Annotated in this window: 8 protein-coding genes and 1 rRNA gene; 2 read left to right on the top strand and 7 right to left on the bottom strand. The window is 55.5% G+C overall.

Annotated features, from left to right (window positions below; all coding sequences use genetic code 11):
* A 16S ribosomal RNA gene (locus HOL66_15800) occupies positions 1-175 on the bottom strand; the annotation flags it as partial.
* A gap of 533 nt (positions 176-708) precedes the next feature.
* Here HOL66_15800 and HOL66_15795 point away from each other — a divergent pair.
* Positions 709-1,206 carry a hypothetical protein gene (locus HOL66_15795; GenBank protein MBT5245699.1) on the top strand — a complete coding sequence of 166 codons (498 nt, stop codon included), beginning with the start codon at positions 709-711 and terminating at the stop codon, positions 1,204-1,206.
* Positions 1,207-1,219: 13 nt separating this feature from the next.
* Positions 1,220-2,041: a 3-keto-5-aminohexanoate cleavage protein gene (locus tag HOL66_15790; protein MBT5245698.1), complete on the top strand. Its 822-nt coding sequence runs from the start codon at positions 1,220-1,222 to the stop codon at positions 2,039-2,041.
* A 237-nt stretch (positions 2,042-2,278) separates the two neighbouring features.
* Here HOL66_15790 and HOL66_15785 read toward each other — a convergent pair whose 3' ends face one another.
* The 6 genes from HOL66_15785 to HOL66_15760 form a co-directional block, all read right to left on the bottom strand.
* Positions 2,279-3,679 (bottom strand): tetratricopeptide repeat protein, encoded by a 1,401-nt coding sequence (locus HOL66_15785; protein MBT5245697.1) that lies wholly within the window; start codon positions 3,677-3,679, stop codon positions 2,279-2,281.
* A gap of 172 nt (positions 3,680-3,851) precedes the next feature.
* A complete protein-coding gene (locus tag HOL66_15780; protein ID MBT5245696.1) occupies positions 3,852-4,322 on the bottom strand; it encodes a GNAT family N-acetyltransferase in 471 nt (156 codons plus the stop codon).
* A gap of 12 nt (positions 4,323-4,334) precedes the next feature.
* On the bottom strand, positions 4,335-5,045 hold the full coding sequence (locus tag HOL66_15775; GenBank protein ID MBT5245695.1) for an alanyl-tRNA editing protein: 711 nt from the start codon (positions 5,043-5,045) through the stop codon (positions 4,335-4,337).
* Between the two features lie 5 nt (positions 5,046-5,050).
* Positions 5,051-6,031, bottom strand: a complete 981-nt coding sequence (locus HOL66_15770; GenBank protein ID MBT5245694.1) for a threonine dehydratase — start codon at positions 6,029-6,031, stop codon at positions 5,051-5,053.
* Positions 6,028-6,813 (bottom strand): PhzF family phenazine biosynthesis protein, encoded by a 786-nt coding sequence (locus tag HOL66_15765; protein ID MBT5245693.1) that lies wholly within the window; start codon positions 6,811-6,813, stop codon positions 6,028-6,030. Before HOL66_15765 ends, HOL66_15770 begins: the two co-directional genes overlap by 4 nt.
* Positions 6,813-7,120, bottom strand: a 308-nt coding sequence (locus HOL66_15760) for an aminotransferase (GenBank protein ID MBT5245692.1), incomplete at its 5' end; no start/stop codon positions are given. The genes HOL66_15765 and HOL66_15760, both read right to left, overlap by 1 nt.

Genomic DNA, 7,120 nt, shown 5'->3' with positions numbered 1-7,120 from the left:
CGGTATTAGCTATCGTTTCCAATAGTTATTCCCCGCTCCAAGGTAGATTCCCACGCGTTACTCACCCGTCCGCCACTAAGGACACCAAAGCAAGCTCTGGGCCTTCGTTCGACTTGCATGTGTTAGGCATGCCGCCAGCGTTCATTCTGAGCCAGGATCAAACTCTCAAGTTAAATTCCCTTTGGCCAAAGCCTTGGGGAACAACAAAGAGCGTCCTGTGCACAAACTTACATGTTTCGTATTACGTTTTACGTAACTGAAAGAATGCACACTAACGGAGTCTTAAAGTGCAAGCACATTAGACCGCCGCCCGCGCATCCCTTCCAAATCATATTCACAATGTCAAAGAGCAAACAAAAACCGCGATTTATCTGGCCAACCTGACCTTGTCGCGGAGGCCGGGTTATAGGCCTGACAGTAGACCCTGTCAAACCTAAAAACGCATTTTTTTCGAAAAATTATAAACAGTCCGCAAACCGTATGTATTCCGCCATTATAACCCAGTCGGTATGGGCTTGCAACTGGCCCTTATTTTAGGCGGGAACAGAAAAAAATTGCTGCAACGCACAATAAAACGAGCAAGCCCCTGTCCCACGTGTCTGATTCCGCTCTGTGTGGCTGGCTTTAAAGGGCTTGAATGTTATAGGATTTAACCAATGATTCGATTGTGGACGTCATATATAAATCGATAGTGGGAAAAATACAGTCATGAAAACCCTCAAACTAACCGCCTTGATGGTGCTGGCGTCGTTGTCAATGGCCGCCTGTGCTGGCCAGATGGGGCAGGTTTTGTCGCCCGACCCGGGCAAAGATGACCAAAAAGCCCCGACCCAGACGTCCTTTGCCCGCTTCCCTGACCTGCCAATGCCGGTCAAGGTCGAGATGGATATGAGCAAAACCCTCGTTTTTGGCACCAACGACGCGTGGATTGGCCGCCTGGTGATATCTTCCTCACACGGTCCCAATGACATGTTCGACTTCTACAAGCAGGAAATGACCGGTTTCGGCTGGCAGGAAATTACCTCGGTGCGCTCGGACACCAGCGTTATGACCTATACCCGTGGCCAGCGTGTCGCGACGATCCAGATCACCAGCGCCACCTTGCGCGGCTCCAAAGTCACCATTACCGTCTCGCCCAAGGGAGCCGAAGAATTCCCCGCCCCGGCCGTAGATGGAACAGCCCCGCCCCCGGCCCCGGCCCAGTAAAGAGACCCTAGATATGACCACACCCGTTATCATTGCCGTCGCCATCACCGGCGCGGTGCCCAGAAAGGCCGATAACCCGGCTGTACCGGTCACCGTCCCCGAACAGATTGAATCGACCCACGAGGCTTTTGAAGCCGGGGCGACGCTGGTTCATGCCCATGTCCGGGAAGATAACGAAGACTCATCATCAGACCCTGACAAGTTCGCCGCCCTCATGGAAGGGGTCAGCAAACACTGCCCCGGCATGATTTTCCAGATTTCCACCGGTGGCCGCGGACGCAGCCAGGATGAACGCGGCAAGCCGCTGTTTCTGAATCCCGACATGGCCTCGCTGGCGACCGGATCGGTCAATTTTGCCAAACAGATCTATGACAATCATCCCGAACTGGTCGCCGGGCTGGCGCAAATTATGCTCGATCACAATATCAAGCCCGAGATTGAAGCCTTCGATATGGCCATGCTCTACAACACCAAAGCGATGGTTGACAAAGGGCAGCTAAAATCCCCGCCCCATGTGCAATTCGTGCTGGGCATTCCCAACGCCCTGCCCGCCCGCAGGCAGGTTCTCGAATTCGGTATTTCAGAATTACACGACCTGATGCCGGATGCCACCTGGACAGCAGCCGGCATCGGCCGTCACCAGTTAACCGTCGCCCGTTGGTGCCTGGAACTGGGTGGTCATGTCCGTACCGGGCTGGAAGATAATCTGAAATTCGACAAAACCCGCCTCGCCGACAGCAACGCCGAACTGGTCACGCAAATTGTCGATATTTGTCCAGAATTCGAGCGGCATCCGGCGACTGTGGATGAGGCGCGGGGACTTTTAGGGTTATAATGTTGCCTCTTTTTTTATTGCCCCTCAGGCGCCGGGCGGGTTCTCCGAACCCTTGGCTCGCCGCAGGGACGGCGGCCCGCAGTCGCGGGCTTGGTAGAAAGTATGTGAGCCCGGTTATTACGGATATGGCTCCTGTCGCCATTTGAAACTTGACTTCCAGAGGCTTAAGCCAAGCGAACGGAGTGAGCGCCCGGCGCTTGAGGGGCTTGAGCCTTAATGAGAGGCCACAAATAACCCCTACCCAGCATTCATAAATGTTACTTCGCAGAATTGACGGCGACTCTTTAGTTGGCGGCACAGGCCGTCGGCTGCGCTTTTGTCTTGCAGCGGCCCCGCCTTAAGGCGAAAGAAGATGCCCTTGGTGCCAAGATTGGTCTCGCTGATTTCCGATTGCAGGCTGGAGAGCTCGGCCTTGTGGGCGCGGCGCAATTGCGACCAACCCCGTTCGGCATCCTTGCGTGAACGATAAGAGGCAAGATGCACAGCCGGTTGCGGCCCGCTGAGTTGGACAGGGACCCCGGTTTCGGCCGGGCTTGATGACAATGGCACAGGTGCGACTTCCATCATTGGTGCCGGAGCAGCTGGCGCCGGGCTCATGTATTCTTCAATGGCGCCACGCTCGCGGGCATATTCGTCCGACGTAATCAAGCTGCTCTCCCGTAACTGTTCAAGCCAGCGAACACTGTCAGCGGCCTGCAGGAGACCTTGCGGCGGACGCCCGGGATTGGCGACCGAGACCGGGGCGGCAGGCATCATCGCATCCAAAATCATCGATCGTTCGGCAGAATGCTGGGCGACAGAAATTGCCCGCATTTCAAGGCCGCGACCGATCGCCCGCAGGCGTCCGGAAATTTGTTCCGTGCTTGGCACCGGGCGGTCGAGCCCAGCTGCCGGTGGTGGCGAGGTCAGCGGCAGCAACGCACCGACGTTGGCCTGACGGCGGGTGCTGAATTCTTCCGGTGTGATCAATCCTTGATCGCGCAAGGCGATCAGGGTTTTAAAACGCGAGACGATATTACTGTCAGCTTCCGCAAATCGGGGCATCCCGGCATCGACGAAAGTTTCCTGCTGGGCGGGCATGGATGGCATAGTCCGTGCCGTCATTGCCATTGGTGTTGGCGCACCGGCAATCGGTTGCCCCATATCGGCCATACCCGGTTCGGCAAGCCCCTGTGGTTCGTTGTCGCGGCCCATTGATGTCAACACACCACCACTTTCAATAAGCGCCAGGTTGACGCTGGCGATTTCTGAAATCGGACGGGTTTGCAAATTCTTCCAAACGACGAATTGATTGGTCTCATCGGGCCTGATCGCCAACAGGGCTTCGTACATTTGCCGGGCCCGGGTGGTCAGGCCATTATTCTGGTAGAGCATTCCCAAACCAAGCAAGGCGTGGACGTCCTGCGGGTTCTTTTTAAGGGCGCTGCGGAAATGGGTTTCGGCCTCAATGTAATTGCCCTTGGCCAACTCTGCCACGCCCAGCTCAGCGGCGGTGTTGTTACCGGTCGGCCCATTGGCCCAAAAAGCATTTTGCAGCAGATCTGAATTCATGGCGCCGCCACAGGCCGAAAGCCCGAGCGCCATTACAACGCAAACCGTGAATCCCTTGATCCGCCCCGACACGTTCAACATTATCACGATACTTGCTTCCCCTTCGCCCATTGCCTAAAGCAGCCGTAATGCTAACCGGATTCGGCTGCAACGCACAAACCAAACACCAGTCGAAAAAGTCTAACATTCAAATCATAACAAATTATTGACGAAATACCTTGGACTTCTGCCGTTTTTACGATTCGGTGCAGAACGCCTCTTAGGTCAGGTCGAGCGACAGATAACTGACCCCATCAATGGGATTATTGTAATACGGTGCTGTATCTGCGAATCCGAGTGAACGGTATAGCGACAACGCGGCGGTCAACTGCGGCAACGTATCCAGACACATGCGCCGATAATCACGCTCACGAGCCTGCTCAATAATAGCGTGCGCCAATTTTCGCCCCTGCCCCTGACCAAGCCAGGGCGGGCGCACATAAAGCCGCTTCATTTCGCAGACGCCTTCATCCAGCGGCCAAAGGCCAACCCCGCCGATGACCTCTTCTTCTTCACGCGCCAGTAGAAGACATCCCTGTGGCTCGGCATACTTGCCAGGCAGGTTTTTCATTTCGGTCCCGAAACCCTGAAAGCACAGATCAACCCCCAGCCACTCATGATATTCCGTGAACAGATCGCGGATATGGCCCATATCGACCTTGCCGCGGGCGTGATTGATGACGATTGTCATAGGCTACTCGGGCTACTCGACGAAATGCAGATTGACGCGCCGGTTGTGCTTGCCCTTGTTTTCTATCTTGCCGACACGGACCCTGCCAATCTCTCCCGTCGCTTTGACATGGGTGCCCCCGCAAGGTTGCAGGTCTACCCCTTCAACATTGATCAGGCGAACCCGGCCCTGACCACTGGGCGGCTTGACCGACATGGTGCGAACCATATCCATATTCGAGGCCATTTCCTCATCACTGATCCACGACGAGGTAACGGGCAGGTTTTCATCAATACGCTGGTTGATTTGGGCGGCAATGGCTTCCTTGTCCAGATCAAGGACAGGAAGGTCGAAGTCGATGCGCCCCTTGGATTCTCCGATTGAACCGCCGGTGACGCCGCCGTCAATGACGCTGCACAACAGATGCATACAGGTGTGCATACGCATGAACCGATGCCGTCTTTGCCAATCGATCATGGCCGTCACTTTTTCACCGACAGAAAAAGCAGCCGAGCCTTCCGCCGGAACATGAAGATAGGCGCCGCTGTCTCGATCCTTGCGGGTATCGATAATATCGACGGAAACACCACCAGCGCTTGTCAGCGTACCGGTGTCACCCGGCTGGCCACCGCTTGTGTAATAGAAGACCGTGCGATCAAGCTCGATACCACCTTCATGGACGCCGCTCACCACCGCTTCGCATTCTTTCAGGTAACCATCGTCACGAAACAGTTCTTCGGTCATGTGTCTTATTCTCCACTTTCCAGTGCCTGCATCATCAATGCTTTATCAGGATTTCCACCCGATAGTATCAGCCCAACCCGTTTTCCGGCAAATTCGCTGCGTCGTTGCAGCAGTGCAGCCAGCGGTACCGCGCCCGCCCCTTCGGCAGCATTATGCGTGTCGGTGAAGTAATGGCTCATGGCCACCAGAATTTCATCCTCACTAACCGTGATGATGTCGGCGGCTCCATCAAGAATTGTCTCAACCGCCATCTCGTTTGGCGAGCGACAGGCGACGCCGTCAGCAAGGGTGTCTGCACTTTCAGTCGTCACCACCTTGCCTTCCCTGAATGACAGCGCATAGGCCGGGGCGTTTTCGGAAACAACGCCATATATTTTTGTTTTCAGTCCCAGGGCATTGCGCGCCTGAATCAGGGAGCAGATTCCCGAACCCATTCCCAAGGCGACAAAGACCGCATCCAGATCGGCACCCAAATCAGCAGTGGCGCGGAATAATTCAAGGCCGTAAGAAGCAACACCGGCAACCAGCCATGGATGAAACGACGCCACCATATGCAAGCCCTTGGTCGTGGCCAGGGTCTGGGCATGTTCGGCGGCTTCCTGAAAATCCTCGCCGTGCTCAATGAGTTCAACCCCCAAAGCCCGCATGGCGTCGTTCTTTTCCGGATTGTTGCCAAATGGCACCAGGATCGTCGCCGCCATGCCGGTGACCCGGGCACCGTATCCGATGCTCTGGCCGTGGTTGCCCCGGGTTGCGGAGATAACGCCAGAAACGCAGGGTTGTTCTTCTTTCAGGCACTGCATGTAATTAAGGCCGCCACGAACCTTAAAGGCGCCGATGGGGGTATGATTTTCGTGTTTGACCCAAACCTCACAGCCGGTTCTTTGGGCGAGCAGTGGCCAGGCGTATTGCGGGGTTGGCTGCATGTGCGCATAGACACGCCGGGACGCTTGTTCCAGTTCGTCCAAAGAAAGTGACAAGGTCATAGGGTTATCGCGCCTTCCAAAAATGGAATCGTCTTCCCCGCAAGCATTACCCTGTCACCGGCATCCTCGCAATAAAGGGTTCCGCCGCGGGTGGAAAGTTGCCGCGCCAACAGGGACTTCTTGCCCAGGCGCGCCGACCAGAAAGGCACCATCTGGCAATGGGCGGAACCTGTCACCGGGTCTTCCTTGATGCCCGCCTGGGGGGCGAAAAAGCGGGAGACAAAATCACAGTCATCGCCGGGTGCGGTGACGATCAGGCCACGCTCCTTAATTTGTGTGGCGAGGAAATCGAAATCCGGATCAAGGTTCAGGATGGCTTGCACATCGGCGACGACAACCATCAGATCCTGATTGGATGTCAGGGTTTGTTCAATGTTGACGCCGATAGCCTGCTCCAACCCTTCGGGCGTTTGCGTCGGCGTGTTCTCGATTGCCGGAAAATTCATTAAAAGGCGCTCGCCATCACGCTTGACGAACAAATCACCGCTGCGGGTTGAAAAGCGAACTTCGTCGCAGTCCGGCTCCAGGGTATTGAGCACCACATGGGCGGAAGCTAGTGTCGCATGGCCGCACAGATCAACCTCGTGGGCCGGGGTGAACCAGCGCAGGTCGTAAGCGCCACCACCGCCGACCAGAAAGGCGGTTTCCGACAGGTTGTTTTCGATGGCGATGGATTGCATGACGTCATCCCCCAGCCACGCGTCCAATGGGCAAACAGCAGCCGGGTTTCCGGCGAAAGGCTGTTCGGCAAAAGCATCAATTTGATAAAGCGGAATTTTCATTAAACAACCATCTCTTCCAGTGCATTCAGAAGACGATCAACATCCTGATCATTAACATGCAAATGAGGGGCGAAGCGCAAGGCGTTGCCACGTTGGCTGATGTAAATGTTCCTGCCCGCCAGTTCGGAAACCAGATTACCATCATAGTGACCCGGCAATACGGCGCCAAACATGTGGGGTGAACGCTGGGCGTCCTCTGGTAATTTAAAGCCAAGATTTGCCAACTTCCCGGCGATTCTTTTATTGATTGAAGCAAGCGATGTTGAAATACCGTCAATGCCCCAGACCTTGATTTGCTCCAGTGCCG

It is taken from the genome of Rhodospirillaceae bacterium (genome assembly GCA_018662005.1).
GTDB lineage: Bacteria > Pseudomonadota > Alphaproteobacteria > Rhodospirillales > JABHCV01 > JACNJU01.
Note: the sequence above shows the minus strand (reverse complement) of the source record. Positions and strands in the feature narration are given on the sequence as shown.